The sequence below is a fragment of the Mesorhizobium sp. WSM4814 genome, assembly GCF_055811595.1.
On record NZ_JBVVQT010000001.1, the window covers coordinates 126,027 to 152,024 of the forward strand.

Sequence of the window (25,998 nt, forward strand, 5' to 3'; positions counted from 1 at the left end):
AGCGGGTCTCTCAGGCCGGCAATATAGAATTGGCCATCGCGCACCTTTTGTTCGGCAACGATGATGCCCGGCTGGGTTCCCAGTCGCGACACATAGGCCTGCCAGTGCTCCGCCGCGCGTGCTTCGGGGCTCACATCACGAACCTTGGAGATGTCGAATACCGGTCCGCCTGCCTCAAGCTGTCGGGCCGCTGCGCGTGCCCGATCTATCCAGGTGTCGGGAGCGTCACCCTCGGCAACGATGCGATCATTGACGATCGAAAATCGTACTGAATCCGGCGGAGCTAGCGACGCCGTTAGCCGCTTCAGCACGAACTCCGGCTCAAGGCTCTGATAGAATTGCCACTGCGAACGAACGCGGGCGGGATCGACCTGCGTTCCGGACAGCAAAGCCTGCGGGTCGGCGGCAAGCGGGTCTCTCAGGCCGGCAATATAGAATTGGCCATCGCGCACCTTTTGTTCGGCAACGATGATGCCCGGCTGGGTACTCAGCCGCGACACATAGGCCTGCCAGCGTTGCCCGGATTGCCAGGAAAGAAAGAACCAACCGCCTGCTGGAATCAAAACCAGCAGGACTGCAGCCACCACCAGCCACGGAAATCCCTGGTTTGAGTCCTCCTGCTTCAGTTCAACGCAGGATTGCAACTGCGCCTCTATGCCGGCCAACTGCGAACTGTCGCCGTCAAACTGCTCTAAAGCCTGGGAGTATTCATCATGGATGCGAAACAACACATCGCGAACGATTTCATGTAATTCCTCTGGCGGATTTCCCCGGATCACCGCGACCAAGGTCGCAAACGGTCCAACTTCCGACCAGAGACGAAGCTCTCCGAAACGGATAGTGTCCAGGCCGCTTTGTTCTTTCTCGTTAAATGAGTCTTTCACAAAATCTTGAATAGCACTAAGCATCGAAGAAATGAGTTGAGGATCTTCGCTCGTTGCATTATCGGCTGTTACATGCGCTATCAAAATCCCGGAATTGCGGTTGATGAGAAATACATGCTCTACACGATAGACAAGAGAATGCTTAAGAACAACTTCTGAGAAGCTTGCACCCGTTCTCCAAGCTTCAAATCTCCACTTGAGCCCATGCCAGGTAAATATATGTCTTAGAGTTTCATTCAGCGACTGAAAGGTCTGATCGATCTTTTCCCCGATCGACTTGCGAATTGCCGGCAGAAACACCGGGTATAATATATCCGTAAGCGTACGCGGGCTCTTCTGGATGGACCGTTGCACGGCCCTCTCGACAGCTGGCGTAAGGGCCTCGCCGAGTTGTACATGAGGCGCACGTGCGGCTGCGCTGGGGAGAACACCCCCCACTGCAGACGCAAGCTGCTCAGGTTCGTCGAGCAGGTGCGCAACTCGTGAAAGCTCCGAAATTTCGCGGCCGACCAGCAACTGGCGCAGCGTTTCCATGCGAGGATCGGCGGTTGGAACTCCGTCGAGACGCGCACGATAGTCCGGATCGACGTTCCGGGCAATTTCGACCAAAAGATTAGCCAGAGCCTCGCGATCAATCTCTGGATCGTTCGAAGCTGCTCTTTGAGGAAGGCTGATTGGGTCGACGGTCGACGTCAAGTTCCGATCAACTCACTTTCCAGCTGCGTTCCGAGTTGTGCTTGCTGCCGACGGGATCCTGATTTAGACATTTTGCAACCTCGACAAACAGGCCGGCCAAAAGATTTCGGTCGGTCTTGACGTTGCTGAGATCGGAAAACATTTTCTCAATCAGCATCTGAATGCTTTCATTCTTTTGCTTGATTTCCTCACGCAGCAATTGATCGCTTCGATTTATCCGGTCCGCCACTTCGCGCTCAAGCTCGCTCAATTGATCCGACAACGCGCGCACCTGCTTTTCAAGCGCCTGATTTTGCTCGCGAAGATTCCGGTCAATCTCCTTGTCGGCCTCGGCTCGTGCATCTTTTTCGTTCCGCAATTGCGCCGCGAGCGATTCGACCTGCTTCTTTGCATTCGACTCGTACATTTCAAGATTGCGCTTGGCCTCGGATTCGACATCCTTGAAGCGCTGCAAGAACCGTTCTTCAAGCTTGGAAAAACGGCGGTCGTAGTCCTGCATCTGGTTGCCGAACAGCAGATCACGTATCTTGTCGACACCTACAGCGTCGCCGGGCACCCCGCTCTCGCGGGCCTGGACCCCCATGAAGGCCAGCCCGTTTCCATCTGGATTGTTTATCAAATTTTCGTCCGCTTTACTTGCCGAAGAAGCGGTACTCGAAGATTCCTTAGCCATCCTTATGCCCCTTCATTTGAACACCTGCCACAGTGCAAAACCCAAAAACGCCCAAACATGTCAGCAAAATAGCCGGCTCGCAAGCCGGAATCTTCTTGCCTTAAGCCAATTCGTGGGTCCCTTTTACATCTCTTGACTAGCGGCAAATGAACGGGTTCCGAGTTACGTCGCCCGCACATCTCTTCGTGATAGCAGTCATAACCGGCTAATCTAATCGACCATTTGACGCAATCTACTATAGAAATGAGTAATACAATGTCAGTCTATAGCTACTTGGAACTCAATTAAGTAGCGCATATTCATTAGAAGTATCTAAAATAGCGGGTCTGGCGGTGCACATACTGTCTCGCACCCGGCTGTATACTGCGACGATCAGCTTCCGATGCGGGCCCAACGGTAGAAGGAAGGTCTTGTTTCGCACGGAGAACGGCTGTTCGAGAATGCACCTCCGAATCGAGGCGTTTCGGTCGATAGGCGGGGAGCAATAGTCCCAATCACTGCAGTCATTCACACCAACGCTTCAGTGGGCTTGTATCTATTGCGTCCCGATTGCAAAAGACGTCAGGTTGCCATAGCTATTGCACGATGCCAGGGACCGCAGCTCGTGGTCATGGCGCCGACTCCGGGGACCGACGACATGACTATGCGGCATGCTTGGCCTTGACGTCCCTTTGCGACAGCTGGCGCCCAAGCTCGGCGGCACGGATGCGAATGCTGCGCCCGGCTTCCAACATCGGTAGCACGACAGGAGCAAGCTCGCTCTGCAGCCAAATGGCGGCGTCGCGGCGGCTCGGAAGCGTTCGCAGGAGACTGTTTGGACGCGGTGTCGCTGAGGACCGTTTCCTTTGGCAGGAAATCGCCGGCTATGTTTCGGGACTCTTGTTCTACCTTCGAACCAGGCGCGGGTAAGACGGCGTGGCGCATAATCCCTTGGTTTCAATCGTGGTTCCTGCGCACAACGCGGAGGTAACGCTGCCGCGCGCACTCGATTGCGTTGTCGATCAGGAAATAGTGGATTGGGAGGCGATCGTCGTCGACGACGTCTCCACGGACGCCACCGCCGCGATCATCGCCGGCTATGTGGAGCACGATGCCCGGTTTCGGACGTTGAGCGCTTCTGCGTATAGCGCCGCCGGCGCGCGCAATAGCGGGATTTCGACTGCGCGCGGACGCTGGCTCATGTTCCTGGATGCGGACGATTGGGTGGACGCCGGCTTCCTTGCGAAAATGCTGGCCGCACTTGAAGCCGCGCCCGATGCGGTCACCGCCTATTGCGGTTCCCGGCGCGTGATGCCCGATGGCGAACTCACCCCGTCGAGCATCCCGACGGAGGTTGCGATCCAGCCCTTCGAAACATTCGCGCGCCGTTGCCCCATCCGCACTCACGCGTTGCTCGTCGACCGGAAGACAATTGTCGAGTTGGGCGGCTTCGATGTTTCGTTGCGCACCTGCGAGGACTGGGATCTGTGGCAGCGCCTGGCACGTCTAGGCAAACGTTGGGTGATGGTCGACGAACCGCTCGCTTTCTATCGGACCAGTCCCAACTCGCTCACCCGCAATTCGACACAGATGCTGGCCGATGCGGAAATCGTGATCGCCCGCGGCTTTTCTCCTGATCCCAGGGTCAAAAAGCCGGCATCGGCTCACGCCAATGGTGCGATCGAAACGAACGGCCGCACCGCTTCCGAAGCACTCGCGTGGTTCGCGTTGTGGAACGCCGCGTCGGATTGCGGCAGCGGCCGCCGCTCGATCAGCCCGCAGTTCCTGCGCGCGCTCCCGGCAGGACGTAAGTGGGCGCGTGAGATCGCCAAGGTGGCCTTCGATGGCCTTATGGTAGGAAGCCTATCGGTGCCAGCGCAATTGGCTGCCAGATGGGACAGGTTCGGCGGCTCCCTCACCGAGTTGATCACCGAACTCGGCAAGGTCTGGGACGATCCCGTCGCGGGTCGCCGCGTCCAGTATCACCTTGAGGAAATGCTTCTCGACTTCGACGATCTTGCCGCGCCGCGCCGGCTGGCGCGGACGCTTGGAATTCGCGTCGATATTCGAAATCCGACCTCGATCGAAGTTCCGGAAGGAATCGATCAAATTTATGCCTATCTGATGATGGATAGCCAGATCGAGGCTGTCGTGCAGTTCGGCGTACTCGGGAAAGTGACAAGGCGCCATTGGATTGAATTGATCCAGAATGTCGTGGCCGCTGAGCGGCTTGTAGACAGTGCGGCAAGGTTTGCGAGACGATCACCTGTACCGCAACAGGCCGCCGGCGCCGACACGTCAAACACGCTCGCAGCCGAGGCATTGTCGGCCACAGCTGAACGCGGACCCGATCCGGACAGCCACTTTGGCAAACTCGCGCGGTTGGCCGCGGAAGCGCGGAGGCTGGTTCGGTCGAGCGCCGAAGCTGCGGCGCCTCCTGCGGCGCCGCGCCGCGCACGGCCCAGGCACGACATGGATCGCACGTCGTTCTGGAATGGCTATTTCGCGACCGAGGATCCCTGGAACTACGGTTCCTCCTATGAGCAGGAAAAATATGAGCGGCAGCTCGAAATTCTGCCTGCCGGCCCGATCGGACGAGCGCTTGAGCTGGCCTGCGCGGAGGGGCACTTCACGCGGCAGCTGGCGCCGCGAGTGAGCCATTTGACCGCAACCGACATCTCCGCCGTAGCTATCGGGCGAGCGCGCGCGCGATGCAGCGATCAGCCGAATGTCGAGTTCGGCGTATTGGACTTTTGCGCGGACACGCTGCCTGGTGAGATGGACCTGATCGTCTGTTCGGAAGTGCTCTATTATCTGGATGATCTCGCCGAGCTGCGGCGCTTCGCCAAAAAAATCGTTGACGCATTGGCGCCTGGCGGCAGTTTCATCAACGCACACGCATTCGTCTTACGTGACAATGTTGAAAGGACCGGCTTCGACTGGAACACATTCGGTGCACAAGCGATCTCAGAGACGCTGGCAGGGACCGAAGGTCTCGTCCTCGATCAATCGATCCAGACCGAGCTCTATCGCGTAGACCGCTTCCGCCGCCAGTCACCGGACGAGGCGGCGACGGAACCGATGATTGATCATGCGCCAATCCGCGCGCGCCTCGAAATCGGGGTCGCGCGAAATATCGTCTGGGGCGGGGCGCGGGCCCTGCGCCGCGACGTTGCGCGTAGCGAGCGTCGGCAGCGTATCCCTGTCCTCATGTATCACAGCGTCGCCGACGAAGGTCCGGCCGCGCTCGCCCGTTTTCGGCTCGCGCCCGCCGCATTCCATGGCCAGATGGCATGGCTGCGCGCCAATGGCTTTCACGCCATCATGTCCGAGCAGCTGGAACGGTTCATCGCCAACCGTCAACCTGTCGCCGGCCGCCCAGTGCTCATCACCTTCGACGACGGCTTCCAGAACTTTGCCGACCATGCCTGGCCGATCTTGCGCGCGAACGACCTGACCGCGGAAGTGTTCCTGGTGACGGACCTGGTGGGGGAAAGTGCACTGTGGGACGCCGACAGCGGCCCGCCGACGCCGCTTATGGACGCCGGCACGGTGCGACGTCTCGCCGCCGAAGGTGCGTTCTTCGGAAGCCATCTGGCGACGCATCGCGCGATCGATGGTCTGTCGAGTTCTGACTTGGCCGCCGAGCTCCTGCGCTCTCGCATGTTCATCGAACGGTGGACCGGTCGGCCAACCACGGCGTTCGCGGCACCCTTCTCTGTCACCGACCGACGGCTTGGCCGGCTGGCCAAGGAGTGCGGCTATCGGATCGGCTTCGGCGGCAGACACGGGCCGGCGGACCTCGATTGCGATCCCATCGACCTTCCGCGCATCGAAATTCGCGGGGATCGCTCACTCGATGACTTTGTTGCCAAGGTCGAGGCGGTGCTCGAAGAGCGGTGAACTTGTCAGTGTCCCGCCCGTTTACCTCGTTCGCTAGTCTATTGGGCGACTTGGGAAACGGCTGACATCAGCTCCTGCGGGTTTGGCGCCCCAAACATGTATCGCCCACCCTCTGGAATCTCGGTGAAGCTCCAGCGGACGATCCCCTGCCGGTCCAGCAGGAACTGACCGACCAGTTGTCCGTGTCCGGTTGCGATCATCTGCTCGTCGGCTTCGGTCAGTTCGTAATGGTCCCTCTTGTTGAGGAGTTCGCTGGCAGCAATAGGATCCATAGGACCAGGCAACTCGCCTGGTATGTCGACCCGCATATCCTTTGCCGCTGCCATCGAGACCTTGTACGGCCAGTTCGTCTCGTTTTCGGTGAATTCGAGATTGGGCAGTCCAAAAGCACGATGTGATGCGCGTTCAGGGTCGGAGGCCGCAAGCAGATTCGGCATCGGGTGGTAGCGGAAATAGAGACGCGCCCGTTCGATCGGCGTGTTGACCACCGTCAGGCTCTCCACGCCCTTTTCGCGCAGCTCCGGATCAAGCCGCGCCTGGGCGGCGATATGGCGCCGGCAAAACGCACAATGCAGACCTCGAAACAGGCCGACCAGCACCGGCTTTTGTCCGCGAAAGTCGTCAAGCGCTATCTTGCCTTCCTGGGTAATGGCGTCGAGTACCACGTTCGGCGCACGGTCGCCCGGTTGAAGCGGTACCAAGTCGCTACGCGCGGACATTTCCAACCTCCGACCCCGGTTAATCGAGAAAAGGCAGCACCACAAGCGCTTCCGGGTCGAGCCCGTGCTGGGCGCATATACCCTGCGCCAGGGAAAAGTAGCGTTCGGCCTCGGCCAGATTGTCGAGGTCGAGATTGAGCGTTGCGAGACCATCATAGCACGGAAACAGCAGTTGGGGTTCGCCCGTTTCGCGGGCTACGTCCAGTGCTTCGTGGAACAAGCCAACCGCTAGTTCCGGATGGCCGTTGCACTGGTGGATCTGCCCAAGCACGATCAACGGCACCGGCAGGTGCTCGCGCTGGTCGAGCGCCCGGTCGATCTCGATGGCCTTCTCGGCAGCAGGCACGCCCTCCGTTGGACAGCGATCCGTGAAAGTACAACAAGCGACCGCCAGATTGGCGAGGAGGCGCGCCTGGAAACCCAAATCACCAATATGGCGCGCCACTTCAAGACCGCGCCGACAGACCTCCATCGCCTGTGCCGGATCGATGGTCGTGTAAAGCACGCCCAGATTGGTGTAGCCGCGGCAGGCCGCGCCCAGCAGACCGGCGGCTTCGGCCAATTCAATGCTACGCTCAACCTGACGCACGGCTTCACGGTTTCGCCCAAGGCGAGCCAGCGCGACAGCCTTGGTATTAAGTGCCTCGGCGGTCACAAGGGTGGCATCACACCCTACCTCGGAGACATGCTCCGTCGTCAGAGAGCGTACGCAATCCAGCGCCGCGTCTGCCCATTTTGCCGCGAGAGCGTGATCTCCGCTACGGAACGCCTGTCGGCCACGTTCTTGCCAGAGATGCGCCTGCTCGATCGGGGCATCCGCTCCATCGAGGAGCGCTGCCGCTTCAGCATAGCGGGATTCTGCGTTGTCCCGCTTGCCGACGTCCCAGAGCAGCCGACCCATCTTTCGCAAAACGCGCGCCGACGCGACACGATTGGCTGACTCGCGGTATGCCTGCAACACCGTTTCGTAGTGCCGGTGCGCGATCTCGCGGCGGCCCATCGGGCCGCTCAAATCGGCAATGCGCTCTGCAATTTCCAGTTTGAGCGGTGTTTGCCCGATCGCGCTCAACGCAGTCAGTGCTCGCTCGTAGAAACGAAGTGCGTCGTCGTTGGCGTATATCAGGCGAGCGCGATCGCCCGCCGCCTGCAGGTAATGCGCGCCTCTCTCCCGCTCGGCGCTCTGTGCGAAATGATGACCGAGCACGGTCAAATCCTCGAGCCGTTCCGGCTTGTCGCCGCACAATTGCTCCAAGGCAGCACCGACCCGCCCGTGGATGTCGGTCCGGCGTTGCAGGAGCATGTTCTGGTAGATCACATCCTGCAGCAATGTTTGCGTAAAGCGGTAGCTTTGCGACGAGACCGAGCCTGATCCGGCAACTTCCTCGATGATTTCCGCATCGCAAAGCAGTTCGCAGCCGGCTTCCAGCCGGCCGGGATCGGACGTCACGGCTTTCAGAACTGTGGCATCGAAGCGCGGGCCGATGACCGCGGCTTCCTGGGCCAACCGGCGCACCTCTTGGGGCAGCCGATCGACGCGAGCAAGCAACATTGCCTGGATAGTGGCGGGAATGCCGGTTGCGACTTCGCCTGCCGCAGTCCGCCATCGCTGGCCCTCGCGCATCAGTACGCCGCGATCGATAAGGCCGCGGACGATCTCCTCTACAAAGAGGGGGTTGCCACCCGCGCGCTCGAGGATCTGGTCGAGAAGCCCTCCTGCGGAGTTTACCCAGCTTTCGCCGAAAAGCGCCGCCAGCAGGCTGCGACCTTCATCATTGTTGAGCGGCGAAAGCCTGAGCGCTGTGTGACTGACCCGGCTTGAGCCGAGCTGGTCGTTGTCCGGCGCCGGACGATGCGTGACCAGCAACATCAAGCGCGTCCGTTCCAACCTGTCCATCACGAAACGTAGTGCCTCGAGCGACACGGCGTCGGCCCAGTGCAGGTCTTCGACGACAATCAACAGCGGCGACAACGCAAGCCGCCGTTCGATGATTGTGCGGACTGCGTAGAGAATTTGCCGCCGCAGCTGCTCGGGCTCGACATGCTGCAAGGTGGCATCGGGGTCGCCAAGGCCGAGCACATGGTAGAGCAAAGGCATCAGCCGCTTCGCCTCCTCGCCCTCCAGGCCGAGATTCGCAAGCAAGCCTGCGAGCTTTCCCCGCATTTCGTCCCCATTGTCGTTCTGCATCATCCCGGCAGCGCTGCGCACCACTGCGCCCAAGGCGCCAAATGATTGTTCGCCCAGCGGTGAGCACGTGGCCAGCCGCACGGCGACGTTGCGAAAACGATCCTCGTCGCCGACGCGGGCGACGAACTCCTTCACCAGCCGCGATTTCCCGATACCGGCTTCTCCGACGAGGCGGACAAGTTGGGCCGAGCCGCCGCACGCCTGGTCAAGGCTGGCCAGCATTCTATTGAGCTCGGCACCACGACCTATCATCGGCGCACTGAGGCCGAGCACCTCGAGCCCACGTGCTGCACGCGGCGCCGCAAGCGGTGCATCCAGCCGATGGACGAGCACACTGCCAGCCTTGCCGCGAAGCACGACATCACCCAGCGACTCGTAAGAGAAGGCATGCCGGGTCAGCCTGTGAGTGAGCTCGCCTACCAGCACCTCACCCGGTGCGGCCAGCGATTGCAGGCGTTGCGCCGTATTCACTGTGTCGCCGGTCACCGAATAGGATTTGGCCGTGCCGACGCCAAATCCGCCAGTGACGACCGGACCAGTGTTTATGCCGATATGGAGTGACAGAGGCGAGCCGGAGTGGGGGGTGCCTTCGCCGAGCCGCGCCGTCCGGGCGATCATGTCGAGAGCGGCGCGAAGCGCACGTTCCGGATCGTCCTCATGCGCGACCGGCGCACCGAACAAAGCGAGCAGTGCATCGCCGATGAATTTGTCGACGAAACCGCCAAAGTTTCGCACGGCCGCCGTCAATTCCTTGAACAGTTCGTTCTGCAGCGCTTGCATGACCTCGGGGTCGAGCTGCTCGCTGAGTGTCGTGAAGCCGCAAAGGTCGGCGAACAGGACCGTTACCGTCCGGCGATCGGCGTCAGAGACGGGATACAGCCCATCTTCGCTTTCGATGTTCGGAAGCAGCGACGGAGTTCGAGAAGGCTGCACAATGGTCCGGCTTGGCGTCGGAGCAGGCCGTTCGACGGCTTTTGCGGGCGCCCCGACGCTTGCCCCACATTTCGGACAGAACTCGAAATCAGGTGCGCAGCGGTAGCCGCAACTGGCGCATGGCACTGGCTGGCGCCTGCCACACCTCGGACAGAAAGCGTAACCGCCCTCAACCTCGAAACCGCAGCCCGAGCAGTCCATCGAACAAGACCTCACTAGGGGCCGTGACGGCGTGATCTCGCTACGCACTTCACGGCCAAGGTTCACAAGAATGAACCGATAGCCGTCGACCAGCAAGCGGCAGCGCAAATGGGCATCGAGCGATCCGTGTGGGTCCGGTGGCATAGCGCTGCCGATCGAGGCGGAAGCCGTCGTCGAAATCCCGAAATGCATCAGCGTCAAGGAAGCGGCCGGATCAGACGCCAGAGGCTCACCGATAGATCGCCGTCGCTTGCGGTTGCGCACCAGAAAATCAACCTGAAGTAGGCTCAGTTCGCCTTGATCTCTGCCTGGCCGATCTTGCGCCATCGGGCGTTTTCGCGAACCAGCTTCAGGTCGTCGGTCGCCTCGGCAAACGTCCGCAAACGGTATTGCCGGAGCAGGTCCGGGAAGACCGCCCCTTTCGGCAGGCCGGCAAGCTGCTCGCGGACCGAGATCTTTTCGTCGATGACCCGCATGCCCCAGGCATTTTCCCGAACCTGCAACTCCGCAGCCAGATCGCGCTCTTCCGGCGCGTTTTCATCTAGCGCAGCCAGCAGGATCGAGTGGAAAAGCGCTACATAACCAATCTGTCTCAGGCCGCCTACAACCCGCACGCGCGGCAATATGGCAAGGACCAGGAACATCAGGAACAAGTTCGGCAGCAGCATGCCGTCCAGCAGCGCCTGCCTGAGATGCGGTCGCTCGAACGGGATGGAAAGACCATGCGGCCTGCCAGGCTCGATCAGGTGCCCGTTATCGAGGACGAGCTTGCGCACGCGCTCCTCGCGGATACCCCAGAAATAGGCCGTGGCATTGGGCAGGAACCTGCCAAATGGGCTCGATGCGGCTGCTTGCAAGGCACGTTCGAGACGCTGGCGCCTTGCGGGCTCAAGGAGCAGCCTGGAAACAAGGCTGCCGTCATTTTCCAGATGCCGCGCCATGGCAGCCGCGGCGAGCCGATCATCGATGAAAACCGGCTGGGCCATGCCGGAACGATCCCAATCGGCGACCAGATCCTCGTTGAGGGCTGTCAGCGCATCGGCGGCGGTTCCAAACACCTTGTCCTGGCTGGCAAGCAGTGTGCCCAGCCAGCGGCTGGCATCCGTTTCGTCGCCCACCGCTTCGAGCGCGCGCTTGTTGAGGGTGACGGGACCGGCCACGCAGGCGCTTTTGCGGCACAGTTTGTGGCGCCCCATGCCAAACAGGTTGACCTTGTCGTCACCGACATCGAGCCATCCCGGCCCCTCCCGGCCAATTGTCTCCATGGTCATCGTCGTTCCCATGAAGCTGAAGAAGGCCGACAGCCCGTTTTCGACCGCGCCGAGCCAGGCAAGCAGGAGGGCATCGAAGGTGATCCGGTCCATCAGAAGCAGGCAGTGCAGGCCGGACTGAATCACCGGTCTGGACTCGAACTCGTCGAGGACCTTGCCGATCTCTTCAGGCTGCATGATCACACCAAGGCGCTGATGCAGGACTTCGCGCAGGATCGAGCGGGCAGCGATCGCCGGGCCCGATGCAGGCCTTGCCACCGGCCGCCACAGATGGCGGGCGTAGTCGGAAACCGGTGCATTCCAGTTCTGCTCGATGTCGCGCACGACTTCCGGGCAGAGCAGCGACAGCACTGCCAGAATTTCCGCCGGAGGCGTAGGGGATGGGTCAAAGACGGCGGTCATTGGTCCCGTCTAGCCGCTTGCCGTGCAAACGCCAAGGGAGACCAGACAATAGCGGATATCAGAACCGCAGCCGGGCCATGCTCAGGAGGTCGTGGTACTGCCCGTCGGTAAACCCGGCCTTCACATGCCGGCCTTCGACCTCGAAGCCGTGGCTTGTGTAGAGACGGACGGCCGGTTCGTTGTCGGCAAAGACGGTCAATTCGACCCGCTTCAGGGCGCGCCAGTTGTCGGCCACGTCAAGCAGCGCGCCGAGTATGGCAGAGCCGATACCCTTGCCGACAAAGGCATCGTCAACGCCGATATTGATCTCGCCGATATGTGAACGGCGCGGCGAACCCTGCACGACCAGGCTGCCATGGCCGACGACCTTGCCGTCCAGCTCGGCGACGATCCAGGTGGTTTCCTGGCCGGACTTGGCGATGCGCCGCTCCACCTGCTCCACCATCTCGAAGGGCATCCTGAGCGTGCCCCAGCGGAAGCCCGGCATGTTGAAGATAGCGCAAAGCGCATCCGCATCGCTTAGCCGGACGGACCGGAGCTGCGGCTGGATTTTCTCCGAGGAGGGCGAGGTCGTGGTGGTCATGGCTTTCCCGGCGAAGGCAATCGGCCCGCCACGATGCACCGGACGTCACCTGAAAATCCAGCGGTCTCTTCAACCTATGACGCCGATTGCGAGCTAAAATACCGAGAGGCGGCGTAGAATTTGAAGACGCCGCTGATGCCGATCCAGCCGAGAAGGCCGAGCCAGCACAATGTCCTGGTCGCTGTCCAGTCAATCCGGTGCACCGCAGCGTCGGTGATAACGAGGCCAAGGATGGCAAGCAGGCCAGTGAGAAACTGCGCCAGGCCGAGCACCAGCAGTTCCTCGCGCGGCGCGCTTCTCCAGACGAGATATACACCGCCCGCACCGGCCAGGAAGATGGCGCTGTAGACCTGAGCATGGAAGGCATCGATCGGCCATGGCCAGAGGCTGCCGAATGTCAGGGGAAACAGCAACAGGCCTAGGCCATAGAGCCCAAGGATCGCCGATTCCACCGGCATGTAGCCGCGCCATGCCGGATTTAAGGTCACGCCTTTTGCAGAAGGACGGGCCTTGGCCCTCCACAGGAACAGCCCGGATACCGCGACCGAAGCGAGATAGACCAAAAACCAGAGCCAGGGCGCTTTGCGCTCGAAGTTGAAATAGCCGAGATTGATGAACGAAGCCAGCGACACGATGACGGTGAAGATGAAGGCCATGACGAGCACGAGCCTGCCGGGCGACCAGCGATTCCAGACCAGCAGCGCCGCCATCACGACTATTTCGGCGGTGTAGAAGCCGCCGAGGAAGCGGGCATTGAACGGCGTGACGGCCCAAGGCCAGCGCGGCTTGACCAGCACAGGCGCGAAAAACAGGCCGGCGCCTACGATCAGCACGATGATGACCACCACAGAGAATAGGCGCAGGGCCGCGGGAAATGGCGGGTTGTTGGATGTCGGCATGGGAGAAAGTCCCCAAGATGAATGCCCCATGGACCATCATAGTGCCGCTTGCGGCCGGTGAAAATCCGCCGAATGGAAATTGAACTGTCACCATGCCCATCTATTCGATTGGCCGTAGGATGCGTTTCGAAGTAAGATGGAGTACTGGGACCAAAGACGCCTCCGGGGGCGCATTTTCCGGAGCCTGCACGATGAACGAAGCTCAGGATCTGTTCTCGCTTCTGCGGCAATCGACCGGTGTCGATCCGCAGGCAATCGACGCGATCAAGCGAACCATCGCGGAGGGCAAGGACCGCGAACTTTGCCGCATCAATGCGCCAGCCTTCGCCAGCAAGCATGGCCTCGACGAGGAACGCGCCATAAGCGCCTTTCTCCATGCGGCACGGGTAGGCATCTTCGACATTTCCTGGAATGTTCTATGCCCCGGCTGTGGCGGCGTGCTCGACACAAACGCCACGCTGAAAACCCTGCAGAAGGACGAATACACCTGCGCGCTGTGCTCCGAGGGCTATTCGCCGACCCTCGACGAGATGGTCGAGGTGACATTCACCGTCAGTCCCCGCGTGCGCAGGATTGCCGCCCACAATCCACACGAACTGCCCTTGCTGGAATATTACCGCCAGATCTACTGGGCGTCCGGCGTCGATCTGCCGGAAGAGGATTTCGCGAAAAAGATCGAAGCGTTCTCGCTGGAGGATATCGAGCTTGCCCCCGGCGAAAAGGCGGTTCTGCCCATACAGCTTCCGTCTGAATTCGTCATCGTCTTCGAGCCGGTCACCCATTCAGCACAGTTCATCGACGTGAAGGGCGAACCAACAAAAGAGCGCCGAAGCCTCTCTTTGGTCTTCGACCGCGACCATGTCCAGAACCAGACGCTGGAGATGCAACCCGGCCCGTTGCGCATTTCGCTGGAGAACAGGACCGACACACGCGTGCTGCCGACGGTCTTCATCGCCGGCCAGGAATTGCATGGTCTCCTGGGTAAACGCCGGCCCTTCCTGACCGCCAAGCGCCTGCTCACCAACCAGACGTTCCGCGATCTCTATCGCACGGATACGCTCGACATCGACCAGCGCCTGAAAATCACCAGCCTGACCTTCCTGTTCACCGACCTGCGCGGATCGACCGAGCTTTACGAGCGGGTGGGCGATCTTTCGGCCTTCGATCTCGTGCGCGTGCATTTCCAGGTTCTGCACGAGATCGTTGCGGCGGAGGCAGGCGCGGTGGTCAAGACGATCGGTGATGCGGTGATGGCGACCTTCGCGACGCCTGATCGTGCGATTGCTGCGGCCCTCAGGATGCGCGATGCCATGCGTGAGCTCAACGACAAGAGCGGGCGCGAGGATCTGCTGCTCAAGATCGGAGTCCATGCCGGCCCGTGCATCGCCGTGTCCATGAACGAGCGACAGGACTATTTCGGCCAGACGGTCAACATTGCTTCGCGGGTCCAGAACCTTGCCAATGCACAGGCGATCTTCGCCACTCGTGCCGTAGTCGGCGACAATCTCACCGCCGATCTGTTGCACAGGAACGCGCTGACGCCCGTGCCCCACGACGTCTCGCTGCGCGGCATTGAGCGGGAGATAGCAGTATATATGATCCCCTGAAGATTTGGCCCCGAAGATTTGGGTCGTCTCGGCCCCTCACACGCGCCTGCAGACAAAATAACGATCGGCGGGCACCGAAGGCGGCGGCTGGAGGCGTTGCAACAGCGGGTGCTCGAGGGGCGTGCCGCTGACCGCGAAGCCGCCGACGCGAAGCAGGCGCGCGATCAGATCGGGGAGCCAGGTAGAGGTCACTGCATCGCGATCGTCATAGCCGGTGCCGATGTCAGCATGAACAAGAGCCGCGTCGATGCCAATGAACCTCTTCGCCGTCTCGCGTATTTCGCCGAGCACGAAGTCTTCAGCGTTGGGAATTGAGCTGGCGTGTGCGCTAAGTTCGCGGTCGAACACCACGATCCGGCGTCCGGGCAGGCGCTCGCGCAGATGGTGGAACGTCCGGCCGTTGCCGAGGCCGAACTCGAGCACCAGCCCTTCCATCTTCGCCACCTCGGGGCAAACTTGATCGAGAATGTCGCGCTGTGCGGTCATCCTGCTGATGAAATTCTCAAGGCGAGTCATATGCGTTTGTGTGTCCTGAAACCAGCCCAACGGATGGGCAATGCCCGCGACCAGAACGGTTCACAGGTGAAACCCGAGGGCGACGTGTTAAACCCCGATTGCGTCTCGGCACCTATAGAGGCGAACGATGAACGCTGCAATAACCGAACAGGCTGCCGACAGGATCATACCGGGTGGAGTCGGCGGCCGGCGCGCGGCGGAATAGCGATCTCACTTGTAGGGATCTGCGGCGTCCCGCAGGCCGTCGCCGAGGAAGTTGAACGCCAGGATGACGAGAATGACGGGGAGCATCGGCAAAAGCAGCCATGGATAGAACGCGATGACGCTGACGCTGCGCGCCTCGGTGAGCAGGATGCCCCAGCTGGTTATCGGCGCCCTCAGGCCGAGCCCGAGGAAGCTCAGCGCCGTCTCGCCCAGGATCATGCCGGGTATGGAGATCGTGGCCGTCGCGATCAGATGCGACATGAAGCCGGGAATGAGATGCCGCCCGATGATGCGGCTGCTTCTGGCGCCCATCAATTGCGCGGCCAGAACGTAATCCTCCTCGCGCAAGGCTAGAAGCTTGGAACGCACGGCCCGCGCCAGTCCGGTCCAGTCGAGCAGCCCGAGGATGACGGTGATGCCGAAATAGATCAGGATCGGACTCCAGGTTATCGGCATGATCGCAGCCAGAGCCAGCCATAGCGGGATGCTGGGGATTGACTGCAGAACTTCGATTATCCGTTGAACGATCAGGTCGAATATACCGCCGTGATAGCCGGCCAGTCCGCCGATGACGATGCCGAGCAGGAAGCTGAAACTGATGCCGACGAGGCCGATTGTCAGTGAAATGCGTGCGCCATAGATGATGCGCGAGAGCACGTCGCGCCCCAGCCTGTCAGTGCCGGCCAGAAAGAGCTGGCCGTTTTCGGCAGGGCAGACAAAATGCCTGTCACCTTCGATCAGGCCCCAGAACCGATAACTGTCGCCCTTGCAGAAGAAACGGATCCGCTGAACATCATCTTGATTCTCGATGTAGTTCCGCTTGAGCGTGTCCATATCCAGCGTCATCTGGCGGCCATAAACGAACGGCCCGACGAACTGGCCGTTGTGGAACAGGTGCACCCGCTGCGGCGGCGAATAGATGTAGTCCATGTTGCGCGTGTGCAGATTGTAGGGGGCCAGGAACTCGCAGATCAGTATTCCGAAATAAAGTGCTGCCAGGAATATGCCTGAAATAACGGCAAGCCGGTGCTCCCGGAATTTCCACCACATCAGCCGCAACTGCGACGCCTGAAAGACCTTCGACTGCTCCGGCGTCATCGCCTCGACCGACTCCAGGTCAAAGGGCGCGGTGGAAACGTAGTGTTGCAGCGGAGCACCCGGAGCGGGCAGCGGCGAATGCGTGCTCATTTGGTGCTACCGCCCTGCAAACGAATTCTTGGATCAAGCAGCGCCAGCGCCAGGTCGGAAATCAGGACACCGATGACCGTCAGGAAGGCGAGGAACATGAGGAACGACCCTGCCAGGTACATGTCCTGGCTTTGCAGCGCCTTGATCAGCATCGGCCCGGTAGTTTCCAAAGACAGCACGATCGCCGTGATTTCGGCGCCGGAGATGATGGCCGGTAGGATAGAGCCGATGTCGGAAATGAAGAAATTGAGCGCCATGCGCAGCGGATATTTGACCAGCGCCTTGAACGGATGAAGTCCCTTGGCGCGCGCGGTCACGACATATTGCTTGTGTAGCTCGTCGAGGAGATTGGCGCGCAGCCGCCGGATCATGCTTGCCGTGCCCCCGGTGCCGATGATCAAGACCGGAATCCAGAGATGGGCGAGGATCGACTTCGCCTTGGCCCAGCTCATCGGCTCGCCGAGATATTGCTGGTCCATGAGATGGCCGATGGATGTGCCGAACCAGATGTTGGCGAAATACATCAGGATCAGCGCCAGCATGAAGTTCGGAATGGCAAGGCCGAGAAGGCCGAAGAGAGTCAGGCCGTAGTCGCCCCAGCTGTATTGATGCGTGGCGGAGTACATGCCGATCGGAAAGGCGATGAGCCAGGTAAAGATGATCGTGACGAAGGAAACCAGCACGGTCAGCCACATTCGGTCCCCGACGACGTCGCGGACCGGCAGCTCATATTCGAAGGAATAGCCAAAATCGCCGCGCAGCATCCCGCCGACCCAGTAGAAGTAGCGAATGACCGGTGGCTGGTCGAAACCATAGTCCTTGCGCATCATCTCGATGCGATCGGAATCCACCGCTTCGCCCTGAGCCCGAAGCTCGGCAACATAGCTGTCGAAATAGTCGCCAGGGGGAAGTTCGATGATCGTGAACACCAGTGCCGATATGACCAGCAGCGTTGGAACCATCACGGCAATGCGCCAGACAAAATATCGAAGCACGCTCAGGACTCTCCAAGCCAGAATGTATCCGGCATGTAGACGCCGAAATAGGCGGTCGGGTCGTAGCCGTAGAGCGCCTTGTCAGGCAGATTGCGCAGCCGCGAGGACACCAGAACCGGCTGATGCGTTCCGTTCACGGTGCCGATCGAAAACACCTGATCGGTGTAGATCGACAGCATTGAATTCCAGATTTCGGCACGCTCCGTGGCTTCGGTCGATGCCTTCCAGCGCTTGAGCAAAGCCATCAGCTCGACCACAGGCGGAAGATCGGGCGCCTCACCGACCTTGCCATGAGACAAGTGGTGAGCACCCCAGAGCGGCCATTGCAGCTGGTCGTCCATAGTTGGGGCCAACTGGTACGGGTTCATGTCGGCGGTCGGCACGCCATTGTCGATTCCCGACCACATCGACATCATGATCTGGCCGCCAAGCGCGCGGCTGCGGAAGATATCGCGCTGCGAAGTCCGGATGAACAGGGCGATCCCGATCTTGCGCCAGTGATCGGTGATGAGTTCGAGCGCGTCGGTTTCCAGCGTGCTTTCGCCGGCCGTTTCCACTATGATCTGCGCAGGGCGTCCATCGGGAAGTATCCGCATGCCTTCATCGTCACGCGTCTGAAGCCCGGCCTCGTCGAGCAGGGCATTGGCCTGGTCGGGATCATGGGCGACCCAGGCTTTCGCGAATTCCGGCCGGTAGAGCGGGCTCTCCGGCAGGACCGTATCGGCACTTTCCTGCCCCAGTCCGTAGAACACGGCCAAATTGATCTCGCGCCTATCCACAGCGAGCGAAAGGGCGCGGCGCACGCGAACGTCACGAAGAAGGCCACGCCACACCTGGTCGGCACAATTCAGATTGGGCAGCAGCGCCAGCCGCGAACCCTGTGTGCGTTTCCAGAGATGCATCTTCACCGGGTAGCGCTTCTCCGCATCCTTCAGGAAGGAGTAGTCGGTGAAGTCAATTCCCATGCTTTGCAGGTCGCTCTCGCCCGCACCGGTCTTGGCGGAAATGATCGCCGGCGAGCTGACATTCATGACAATCCGGTCAACATAGGGCATTTGCCGGCCATTCTCGTCTACTCGATGAAAGAACGGGTTGCGCTCGAAGACGAATTGCTCGGCCGGGGGCTTGGTCCGGTTCCGCCATGGATCGAGCGTCGGCAGTTCCGGGTTCTCCGGGCGATACTGCCGCGACATGCGGATATGCAGGAGCGTCCATTTCTTGGCCCGGTTCTCCTTCATCAGGCCGGCGAGCCGAAATGGATCCTGGTATTTCTTGTGGAACTGCTTGAGATAGGTGGCCGGCAGAACCAGCGATAGCGGCGAAGCAGCAGCAAGCTTGGGCAGGAAGTCGGGATTGGGCGCATCCCAACTATAGCGGACCGTCGACGGATCGACGATCTCGAAGCGTGGCGGCTTGGCGTTCGCCAGCAGGGCAGGGGCAAGCCCGCCTTGCGAAAGCTCATCGTTCAGCCAGACATCTTCCCAGCAATAGCGAAAATCCTCCGGCGTCAGCAGGCTACCGTCAGACCATTTATGGCCTTCCCGAATCTTGAAAGTGAAGACGCGATCATCCGCTACGTCGAAACTTTCGAGAATGTCGGCTTGCAAGTTGAGCTTTTCGTCATAGCCGACCAGGCGAGCATACCCGTAGATCGTCATCATCCGGATATCTTTCTGGCTGCCGATGATCGTGCGCAGCGTGCCGCCATACTGGCCGGGCTGCCGGCCCATCGCGGCGAGGTTCAACGCGCGCGGGCTCTTGGGCAAGCGTTCGGCGAGTGCCGGCAGCGCCTTGGCCTTCAGCTGCGGCTGAAGAAATTCCGGCTCCAGATCGCCGGCGCGCGACGTGCCCGGCAGAAATGCCGAAGCCATAAGTCCAAGGGCGGTGCGCCGGCTGATCAATGGCGTAACTCGCTGACATCGGCCGTACGCCGGGCCAGCACGAGGTGGCCGCCGCCAAGGTCGAGCGGCGACAGCATATCCTTGTCGCTCCCGTCGCGGAATTGCGGTCCCCATGCGCTGGTGTCGGAAGCGCCGTCGAGCTTCAGCGTTTTGAAGTCCATCGGCCTGTCGAGATCGGGGAAAGGTACTGCGGCGACCAGTGAGCGCGTGTAGGGGTGGACCGGTTTCCTAAGCAGAATTTCGCGCGGCGCGAGCTCGACGATACGGCCGCCGCACATCACCGCGATGCGGTCTGCCATGTAGTCCACCACCGCCAGGTTGTGGGATATGAACAGGTAGGTCAGGCCCAGTTCCTTCTGCAGGTCCTTCAGAAGGTTCAGGATCTGCGCCTGGACAGAGACATCGAGTGCCGAAACCGGCTCGTCGCAGATCAGGAGTTCAGGCCCCAGCGCCAACGCGCGCGCGATGCCGATACGCTGACGCTGCCCGCCGGAGAAACTGTGCGGATAACGCTTTATGAAGCGCGGATCGAGCCCGATTGCCTGCATCAGGCTCTTGACCGTGACGAGTCGGGACGCGGCATTGCCACGTTGATGGATTTCCAGCGGCTCGCTCAAGATGTTCTCCACCGTCATGCGAGGTGAAAGCGACGAAACCGGGTCCTGGAAGACCATCTGGATTTTCGCGCGCAGCATGCGCAGGGCGTCTCCCTCGGCTTCCAGGACGTCGATTGGACCATCGCTGCCGTTGAAGATCACAGAGCCGCCGCTTGGTGTGACAGCCCGCATGAGGATCTTGCTGACGGTGGTTTTGCCGGAGCCGCTTTCGCCGACAAGACCCAGACACTCACCCCGCCTGATATCGAAGCTCACACCGTCGACGGCGCGAACAGAGGTTTGATGATCTCCGCCGAACCATCCGGACTTGCGGATGGTGAAGGTCTTTGTCAGATCCCTGACCGACAGCAGGATGTCGTCCGGCCCCTTCGATGCCGGCGCCGTCTGCTTGCCGAGCAGGTTCCCGACATTCACCGGCACCTCGCGGAGCGCCTTTAGCCTTTCGCCAGGCTTCAGGTCGAAATGAGGAACGGCTGCCATCAGGCCCTTCAGGTAAGGGTGGCCTGGCCGGCGGAATATCGCCTCGACAGGTCCCGCTTCCATGATCTCGCCATGGTACATGACCACCACCTCGTCGGCGACATTGGCGACCACGCCAAGGTCGTGCGTGATCAGCAGCATCGCCATGTTCAGCTTGGCCTGAAGCCCGCGCAGCAATTGCAGGATTTGCGCCTGGATGGTGACGTCCAACGCCGTTGTCGGCTCGTCGGCGATCAACAGGGCGGGCCGGCAGATAAGCGCCATGGCGATCATGGCGCGTTGACGCAATCCTCCCGAAAGTTCAAAGGGATACATGTCATAGGCGCGCTTGGGGTTGGGAAAGCCGACAAGGTCGAGCATTTCCACGGCCCGCGCCTTGCGCTCCACCCGAGCCATGGGCGTATGAATCTGCAGGGATTCGCTGACCTGATTGCCGACCGTGTGCAGCGGCGACAGTGATGTCATCGGCTCCTGAAAGATCTTGCCGATGCGGCTGCCTCTCAACGCCCGGATTTCGGGTCCGTCACGCGGCATCTGCAGGATATCCTGCGTCGTGCCGGGCTTTTCAGGATCGGAAAACAGGATACGGCCGCGAACATGGGCTGTGTTTGGCAAAATGCCCATCACTGCCTGGCTGAGAACCGATTTTCCGGAACCGGACTCGCCTACAAGCGCAGTGACCTTGCCGGGCAAGACGCGAAGATTTGCACGTCTGACGGCATGCAACGGTCCGCCGATAATGGCAAAAGAGATGCCAACATCCTCGATCCGCAGCAGATCAACACCCGAATTCATTCTCACACCAGCCCCACTCTGGCAGCCCGCCGGGCGGCGGGCCCAGAAAGCGAGACTAACGCATTGGCAGCGCAGAGCAACTTGGATTCGAAATCGGTCGCCAGTTCCCTGGCGGAACCGGCGACCGGATTGCATCCGAAAGGCGTTCGGATCAGATCGTGGCGGTTACTGGAGCTTCCTCGGGTCGGCCGCCGACAGCCGCGCGGCATCGCGATGAAGCAGCATGACCTGCTCGGCGTCGGATATTCGGTCGTAAATCGGCTCCAGCGCACCGTCCTCATCGAGTGCGAGAGCACCCGACAGATCGGGTGAAAGCACCGTCAGCTTCTGCTTGATGCCCGCCAGTTCCTCGTTGCCGAGCGTCAGCCAGCCGATGGCGCCGCAATAGCTGGCGAAGTCTTTGCTGGCGAGAACGCTGTGCGAATATTTCTTGGTCAGGGTCTGGAGGCGCTGGACCTCGTTTACAGCCGAGCCGAAGACAGAGAATGTGAGCCGGTCTGTAAGCCCGACATTGCCGAACATCACATTGCCGACATGCAGGCCAATGCCAAAGTTTATGTCGCCCAATCCCTGCTCCTTTCTGCGCAGATTGAGATCCATCATGCGCGCGGTGGCCTTGTGCGCTGCTGCAAGAGCAGCCTGGCAGGCGATCTCGGACTGCGAGCGGTGCCTTTCGCAAGGGTAGACGGCAATGAAGCCATCCCCCAGGAAACTCATGATCTGCCCGCCTCTGCGATTGAAAGGTGCAGCAATGGCATCGAAAAACTGGTTCAGCGTATCGATGTAGATTTCGCGGCCGGAAGTTTCGGCAAGCCTTGTCGACCCGCGCATATCGGCCATGACCAGTGCGGCCCGGATTGTGTCGCCCTCGCCGCGCTTGATCTGGCCGTCCAGCACACGCCTGCCGGCGTCACCGCCGAGATAAGTGGTCATCATGTTGTCGGCCAGCTTGGTGAGCACCGCCATCTTCGTTGCGATAGCGAGATGATTCTGGATGCGCAGCAGCGCTGAAATCATGTTGTCGCTGAAGCCTGCAGCGCTGTCGGTGGACCAGGATCCCATCATGCCCTGACTGGTATTGCCGTTGAAGGGATGGACGAAAGCCATGTAATCGGTCACGCCCATAAGTCTGAGATCATCGAAAACAGGAAATTCCGACGGCATCGACGGGTCGAGCCGGCGCCGCAGATGGTCGAGCTTGTTGCTGAGCAGATGGTAGTATGGGCTGGTCAGGAATCTGTCAGAATGAACGCCGTCCTCTTTGCGGAAGCCTTCCACTTCCATGCCTTGGCCACGAAGCCAGGTGAAGCCAAGCGCGTCATAAAGCGGATGAAGCATCGAAAAGCTCAAATGCACCCGCTTCAGCGGCAGGCCGGCAGCAGCCAGCCGTTCACAAAAGCCCTTTACCAATGTTTCCAGGGCGTCGCCCGCCAGCGCCGATTGGGTCAGCCAATCGGCAACCTTATCCATGAGAATGGTGGAAATTTCTGCTTGCGCTGTGCTCATGCTATCTTGAGACCCGTCGAAGACGAGCCATTCTCCTTTGATCCGCCATAACACGCTCCGCTAACGACCCCAGAGACAAGACCCCCGAAATCAATGAAGCCGGCTTGGGGCAAAAGCCGGCGAAGGGGCATTATGTGGCGAGGCTGCCGGCGGAGTTCAATCACGATCCTGACATCCGGCAAAAAAACTCGCCAGCCCAGACGCCGTCAGGCCTTCACCACCGTCTCTCGGGCTAGCCCGAGGCGGCCAAAAACATTGCGTGTGTCGACGATCAGAAGAGCGTGATCAGCGATCGCCTGATAGTCGATCGCGTCGTGGTCGGTTGCAATGACGACAGCATCGAAATCCTTCAATTCCGCCTCGGTCAAGTCGACCGAGCGCCGCCCCTTGATCGCCATATGCTCCCGTGTGGCCGGGATCTCGGTAACATGCGGATCGTGGAATTCCGCCTTGCCGCCCCATTCCTCGATGAGTTCAATGAGCCGCAATGAGGGGCTCTCGCGGATGTCGGGCACATTCTTCTTGTAGGCGAGCCCGATGATGAGAATGCGCGAGCGGCTGAGCGCCTTGCCGCAGCGCTGGTCCAGCGCCTTCGCCAGTTCATCGACCACATGACGCGGCATGGCCGTGTTGATCTCTGCCGCCAGCTCGATGAAGCGGGTCGGCATTTCGTATTCGCGCGCCTTCCACGTCAGGTAGAAGGGATCGATCGGAACGCAGTGCCCGCCAAGCCCGGGGCCAGGATAGAAAGGCATGTAGCCGAAGGGCTTGCTCTTTGCCGCCTCGATCACCTCCCAGATGTCGATGCCCATCGCACCGAGCACGACCTTCAACTCGTTGACCAGGGCTATGTTGACGGAGCGGAAGATGTTTTCTGTCAGCTTGACCGCCTCGGCGGTCGCCGTGGTGGAAACCGGAACGATGGTCTTGACCACGCCCTGGTAGAAAGCCTGCACGAGTATCGCCGCTTCAATGCCGTCGCCTGCCACGACCTTGGGGATTGTCGCGACTTCAAAGCTGCGGTTGCCGGGATCCTCGCGTTCGGGCGAGAAACCGAGGAAGAAGTCTATCTTCGACTGCAAGCCGGTTTCTTCCAGTATCGGCTTGATCACGTCGTCGGTGGTGCCGGGATAGGTGGTCGATTCCAGCACGATCAGCTGGCCGAGACGCAGATGCTTCGCCACGGTGCCTGCCGTGTTCCTGACAAAGGAGAGGTCCGGCTCACGGTTTTTCGTCAGCGGTGTCGGAACGCAGATGATGATGACATCGCAGACGGCCAGTTCGGCAAAATCCGCAGTGCCGCGGAACCGTCCGCTTGCCACCTGGCCGGCAAGGGCCGTCGACGTCACCGCCTCAATGTAGGATTGGCCGTTGTTCAGGCTCTCGACCTTCTGGGCTTCGATGTCGAAGCCGGAAACCGGGAAGCCGGCGCGTGCGATCGCAACTGCCAGCGGCAACCCGACATAGCCCAGCCCGATCACACCGACTTGCGCGGTGCGCGTCGAAATCAGGTTCAGAAGACGGTCATATGTCGATCGTGAGGCGTCCAAAAATCTGCTTTCCGTCAATTCGGACAGGCCGTCCGCGCGCCCATGGCAAGGCTCACCTGGTCCCCAAGAACCCCGAGGCATATTGCGGAAAATCGATTTCCGCAAGCTGCCGTCAGACCGGCACCTTCGCCTTCAGGCTTGCGGCGGCCATCGCATAGCCGCCGGCGGCGCCATCGATGAAATGAACGTGATCGCGCTGCAGCGGCGAGGCGACGAGGCATGTCATCAAGGCCGATTTCTGGCGGTGCAGGCCATAGTTGCAGATGCCCGCCTCTTCCGCCTGTTTCAGCCGGGTCTCGATCCGTTGCAACACATCCGCGTCGACGTCGATAGTCATCTTCAAGCCGTCGTCGAACTTCCGGAAATCCGAATTGCTGGCCACGTCGCGTTTGTAGATCTTCGGATCGAAGCTGCCGATCGTCCAGCCATATCTATCGGTGACAGCCGTAAGCGTCAGCTGGAACAATATCCACAGCTTCGACAGCCACCGCCATCCTGCCGGCGCCATGGCCCGCGCCTCGATATCGAGGCCGGCGGGCGAAAAACTGTAGGCCGGACCGTTTACCGGCAACGGGTGGCCATCGCGTTCCTGCCCCCCGGCAAGGGCGATGATGTCGGAAGCCAAAGACTGAAAACCGCGCAAGTCGCGCGACGGCCCCGGGATGGCTATGATCGAGACGATTTCGCCATGCCGGGCGTCGATCGGGTTCCAGCGGCAGGAGAGGCCGGTAAGATCCGGCCGTGTGCCGGCTGGCGCAGGATCGATGCGGTAGCGCCCCGCTTTCATCTCGGCTTCCGCCCAACTGCCGCCACCGCCCGCGAACATGGCATAGAAGACCGCTTCGGAGGCCCGGAACCTCGCCACGCGAACGTCGAGGCCTTGCGCTCTTATATCCTCTATCGGCACGATTGCGGCACGCAAGGTCAGGTCCAGTTCGTCCGCCACCCATCTCTGGACAGCCGCCAGCGCGTTGCGGGTGATCTCCAGCGCCGAGCCGGGAAACGCCACGAGCGCGCCGTCGCCGCCGAAGACAAAGGGAAGATCTCGCCGACCCAGTGCATTGAGCAGCGCCGAGATGACGCTGGCGCCGGCCATATTGACGGTTTTATAGCGCCCAGCGTCGATCGCCTTGGTCGAGCCGACGATGTCGGCGGTGGCCAGCGCCCAGCCATCCGGGAGAGGCCGATAGTTATCGATATCGGCAACGCTTTCGAACCTTGCGAAGACCGGCAAAGAAGCGACAAACGGATCGGACGCTGCAGCTGTTTCCATGAGCATCAGATACCACATTCCACTGCTTGAAAGTGAGT

At 60.6% G+C, this 25,998-nt stretch carries 17 protein-coding genes; 2 read left to right on the plus strand and 15 right to left on the minus strand.

The genetic code is table 11. From position 1 onward, the window contains the following. Both AC0L2V_RS00540 and AC0L2V_RS00545 read right to left on the minus strand, forming a co-directional pair. Positions 1-1,580, minus strand: a 1,580-nt coding sequence (locus tag AC0L2V_RS00540; RefSeq protein WP_473519152.1) for a protein kinase family protein, incomplete at its 3' end; no start/stop codon positions are given. Between the two features lie 7 nt (positions 1,581-1,587). Further along, positions 1,588-2,253, minus strand: coding sequence for a hypothetical protein (locus AC0L2V_RS00545; protein WP_473508174.1), 666 nt, complete (start codon positions 2,251-2,253; stop codon positions 1,588-1,590). Between the two features lie 915 nt (positions 2,254-3,168). On the opposite strand from AC0L2V_RS00545, the gene AC0L2V_RS00550 reads away from it, so the two are divergent. Beyond that, the gene (locus AC0L2V_RS00550; protein WP_473508176.1) at positions 3,169-6,135 is read left to right on the plus strand and encodes a trifunctional glycosyltransferase/class I SAM-dependent methyltransferase/polysaccharide deacetylase; all 2,967 of its coding nucleotides are present in this window, start codon (positions 3,169-3,171) and stop codon (positions 6,133-6,135) included. A 38-nt stretch (positions 6,136-6,173) separates the two neighbouring features. Here the strand turns inward: AC0L2V_RS00550 and AC0L2V_RS00555 are convergent, their stop codons facing one another. From AC0L2V_RS00555 to AC0L2V_RS00575, 5 genes are all read right to left on the minus strand, one after another. After that, positions 6,174-6,854: a peroxiredoxin-like family protein gene (locus AC0L2V_RS00555; protein ID WP_091594747.1), complete on the minus strand. Its 681-nt coding sequence runs from the start codon at positions 6,852-6,854 to the stop codon at positions 6,174-6,176. Positions 6,855-6,873: 19 nt separating this feature from the next. Beyond that, the gene (locus AC0L2V_RS00560) at positions 6,874-10,173 is read right to left on the minus strand and encodes an ATP-binding protein (protein ID WP_473519389.1); all 3,300 of its coding nucleotides are present in this window, start codon (positions 10,171-10,173) and stop codon (positions 6,874-6,876) included. Positions 10,174-10,460: 287 nt separating this feature from the next. Then, positions 10,461-11,846, minus strand: coding sequence for a hypothetical protein (locus AC0L2V_RS00565; RefSeq protein ID WP_473508178.1), 1,386 nt, complete (start codon positions 11,844-11,846; stop codon positions 10,461-10,463). Between the two features lie 58 nt (positions 11,847-11,904). Continuing rightward, positions 11,905-12,429 carry a GNAT family N-acetyltransferase gene (locus AC0L2V_RS00570; RefSeq protein WP_473508179.1) on the minus strand — a complete coding sequence of 175 codons (525 nt, stop codon included), beginning with the start codon at positions 12,427-12,429 and terminating at the stop codon, positions 11,905-11,907. Positions 12,430-12,503: 74 nt separating this feature from the next. After that, positions 12,504-13,328 (minus strand): hypothetical protein, encoded by an 825-nt coding sequence (locus AC0L2V_RS00575; RefSeq protein ID WP_473508180.1) that lies wholly within the window; start codon positions 13,326-13,328, stop codon positions 12,504-12,506. Between the two features lie 191 nt (positions 13,329-13,519). Here AC0L2V_RS00575 and AC0L2V_RS00580 point away from each other — a divergent pair, with 191 nt between their 5' ends. After that, positions 13,520-14,935 (plus strand): DUF5939 domain-containing protein, encoded by a 1,416-nt coding sequence (locus AC0L2V_RS00580; RefSeq protein WP_473508181.1) that lies wholly within the window; start codon positions 13,520-13,522, stop codon positions 14,933-14,935. Positions 14,936-14,971: 36 nt separating this feature from the next. Here AC0L2V_RS00580 and AC0L2V_RS00585 read toward each other — a convergent pair whose 3' ends face one another. The 8 genes from AC0L2V_RS00585 to AC0L2V_RS00620 all read right to left on the minus strand — a co-directional run bounded on the left by AC0L2V_RS00585 (position 14,972) and on the right by AC0L2V_RS00620 (position 25,978). Then, complete coding sequence (locus AC0L2V_RS00585; RefSeq protein ID WP_473508182.1) at positions 14,972-15,451, minus strand: class I SAM-dependent methyltransferase; 480 nt, start codon at positions 15,449-15,451, stop codon at positions 14,972-14,974. 210 nt (positions 15,452-15,661) lie between these two features. Further along, positions 15,662-16,843 (minus strand): ABC transporter permease, encoded by a 1,182-nt coding sequence (locus AC0L2V_RS00590; protein ID WP_091594734.1) that lies wholly within the window; start codon positions 16,841-16,843, stop codon positions 15,662-15,664. Continuing rightward, positions 16,840-17,838, minus strand: a complete 999-nt coding sequence (locus AC0L2V_RS00595) for an ABC transporter permease (RefSeq protein ID WP_023797971.1) — start codon at positions 17,836-17,838, stop codon at positions 16,840-16,842. The genes AC0L2V_RS00590 and AC0L2V_RS00595 overlap by 4 nt, the downstream gene beginning before the upstream one ends. A 2-nt stretch (positions 17,839-17,840) precedes the next feature. Further along, positions 17,841-19,739, minus strand: a complete 1,899-nt coding sequence (locus AC0L2V_RS00600; RefSeq protein WP_473508183.1) for an ABC transporter substrate-binding protein — start codon at positions 19,737-19,739, stop codon at positions 17,841-17,843. Further along, on the minus strand, positions 19,736-21,631 hold the full coding sequence (locus AC0L2V_RS00605) for an ABC transporter ATP-binding protein (protein WP_473508184.1): 1,896 nt from the start codon (positions 21,629-21,631) through the stop codon (positions 19,736-19,738). The genes AC0L2V_RS00600 and AC0L2V_RS00605 overlap by 4 nt, the downstream gene beginning before the upstream one ends. Before the next feature lie 165 nt (positions 21,632-21,796). Continuing rightward, positions 21,797-23,137: an adenylate/guanylate cyclase domain-containing protein gene (locus AC0L2V_RS00610; RefSeq protein ID WP_473519153.1), complete on the minus strand. Its 1,341-nt coding sequence runs from the start codon at positions 23,135-23,137 to the stop codon at positions 21,797-21,799. 206 nt (positions 23,138-23,343) lie between these two features. Further along, the gene (locus AC0L2V_RS00615) at positions 23,344-24,687 is read right to left on the minus strand and encodes a nucleotide sugar dehydrogenase (protein ID WP_473508186.1); all 1,344 of its coding nucleotides are present in this window, start codon (positions 24,685-24,687) and stop codon (positions 23,344-23,346) included. A 112-nt stretch (positions 24,688-24,799) separates the two neighbouring features. After that, a complete protein-coding gene (locus tag AC0L2V_RS00620; RefSeq protein ID WP_473508187.1) occupies positions 24,800-25,978 on the minus strand; it encodes a DUF3095 domain-containing protein in 1,179 nt (392 codons plus the stop codon). Positions 25,979-25,998: the final 20 nt, after the last annotated feature.

Bases quoted from the DNA above. Each gene is read 5' to 3' on its own strand.
- AC0L2V_RS00545 (WP_473508174.1), bottom strand. From the start codon at position 2,253: ATGGCTAAGGAATCTTCGAGTACCGCTTCTTCGGCAAGTAAAGCGGAC.
- AC0L2V_RS00560 (WP_473519389.1), bottom strand. From the start codon at position 10,173: ATGGACTGCTCGGGCTGCGGTTTCGAGGTTGAGGGCGGTTACGCTTTC.
- AC0L2V_RS00565 (WP_473508178.1), bottom strand. From the start codon at position 11,846: ATGACCGCCGTCTTTGACCCATCCCCTACGCCTCCGGCGGAAATTCTG.
- AC0L2V_RS00610 (WP_473519153.1), bottom strand. From the start codon at position 23,137: ATGAGCACAGCGCAAGCAGAAATTTCCACCATTCTCATGGATAAGGTT.
- AC0L2V_RS00570 (WP_473508179.1), bottom strand. From the start codon at position 12,429: ATGACCACCACGACCTCGCCCTCCTCGGAGAAAATCCAGCCGCAGCTC.
- AC0L2V_RS00590 (WP_091594734.1), bottom strand. From the start codon at position 16,843: ATGAGCACGCATTCGCCGCTGCCCGCTCCGGGTGCTCCGCTGCAACAC.
- AC0L2V_RS00620 (WP_473508187.1), bottom strand. From the start codon at position 25,978: ATGTGGTATCTGATGCTCATGGAAACAGCTGCAGCGTCCGATCCGTTT.
- AC0L2V_RS00575 (WP_473508180.1), bottom strand. From the start codon at position 13,328: ATGCCGACATCCAACAACCCGCCATTTCCCGCGGCCCTGCGCCTATTC.
- AC0L2V_RS00580 (WP_473508181.1), top strand. From the start codon at position 13,520: ATGAACGAAGCTCAGGATCTGTTCTCGCTTCTGCGGCAATCGACCGGT.
- AC0L2V_RS00555 (WP_091594747.1), bottom strand. From the start codon at position 6,854: ATGTCCGCGCGTAGCGACTTGGTACCGCTTCAACCGGGCGACCGTGCG.
- AC0L2V_RS00585 (WP_473508182.1), bottom strand. From the start codon at position 15,451: ATGACTCGCCTTGAGAATTTCATCAGCAGGATGACCGCACAGCGCGAC.
- AC0L2V_RS00605 (WP_473508184.1), bottom strand. From the start codon at position 21,631: ATGAATTCGGGTGTTGATCTGCTGCGGATCGAGGATGTTGGCATCTCT.